Annotated in this window: 1 protein-coding gene and 1 pseudogene; both read left to right on the top strand. The window is 33.8% G+C overall.

Annotated elements, in window-relative coordinates; translation table 11 throughout:
* A pseudogene (locus BZK14_RS13220) lies at positions 1-360 on the top strand (hypothetical protein); the annotation flags it as partial.
* Between the two features lie 171 nt (positions 361-531).
* Positions 532-1,290, top strand: a 759-nt coding sequence (locus BZK14_RS03065) for an ABC transporter substrate-binding protein (RefSeq protein ID WP_245831138.1), incomplete at its 3' end; no start/stop codon positions are given.

Below are 1,290 nucleotides of genomic sequence, written 5' to 3' on the forward strand. Positions count from 1 at the left end.
GAAAAAGAGCAAAAACAAGAAGAGGCGTTGAAATACTTTATGAAAGCTGCAGAGAATGGCAATAAAAATGCAGGCATTGCTTTGGTATATGCCTATATTATCGGAGAAAATAACGCATTAGATCGTGATCAAGCTATTCATTATTTTAACTTAGCGCACAGAGATGATAATGAAGATTCAGGTTATGGCAATTATGATAAAGAAAAAATTGTATATGCAACGGTCTATCAATGGATGAAGGAAAACCCTAATGAAGAAGCCATTCAATATTTGGATAAAGAAAAATTTTTAATTCAGAGCATTCGTTTAGATAAAGATGCGCCAATGTTTTTTATTATGGAGGATGTTAATGACTTTTAGTCAAGGAAATATTGAATAAAATAACTACAAAACAGCTTCATTTTTTAAGATGTATTGAGTTTTTATTCTTATTGTCAATATCTTAAATAAATTATTTTGTTTGATTTAATTGGTTTTTCATGATTAATTAAGTGCAAAACTATTTTTATAAAAAATAAATATGGAGTGATTATGAAGCCATTGATCAAACAAACGTTACTTGCCACCACTTTAGGTTTCGTTTTCAGTGCTACAGCGCTGGCTGCAATTGTTCCTGTGGGGATTGAACTGCATCCTGTACAGAAGCTTGTTAAAAATAATGCAGCTGAACCACAATCATTGGATCCTCATAAAATGCAAGGTGTTCCAGAATCTAATATTGCACGAGATCAATTTGAAGGTTTAACCATTGCTAATTTAAATGGTGAAACTATTCCAGGTGTTGCGGAATCTTGGGAAAATGATAATGGTAAAGTTTGGCGCTTTACATTACGTAAAGATGCTAAATGGTCTAATGGTGATCCTGTTACTGCTCATGACTTTGTCTATTCATGGCAACGTATTGTTGATCCGAATACTGCTTCACCTTATGCAAGTTACTTGGAATATGCTCATATTGAAAATGTGAATGATATTGTGGCAGGTAAGCAATCACCGGAAACTTTGGGGATTAAGGCTTTAGATGACCACACACTGGAAGTGACGTTAACTGAATCAATCCCATATTTAGATAAATTAGTTGGGCATATCGTCCTTGCACCAGTGCATCGAGCCACGGTAGAAAAATACGGTAATCAATGGACAAATCCTAAAAATTTTGTGGGTAATGGTGCATATCGTTTAAAAGATTGGGTTGTGAATGAACGTATTGTTTTAGAACGTAATCCTTATTATTGGGATAATGATCAAACAGTGATTAATGAAGTCACATTATTGCCCATTACTTCTGAA

This window comes from Wohlfahrtiimonas larvae, assembly GCF_002006755.1.
Classification (GTDB): domain Bacteria; phylum Pseudomonadota; class Gammaproteobacteria; order Cardiobacteriales; family Wohlfahrtiimonadaceae; genus Wohlfahrtiimonas; species Wohlfahrtiimonas larvae.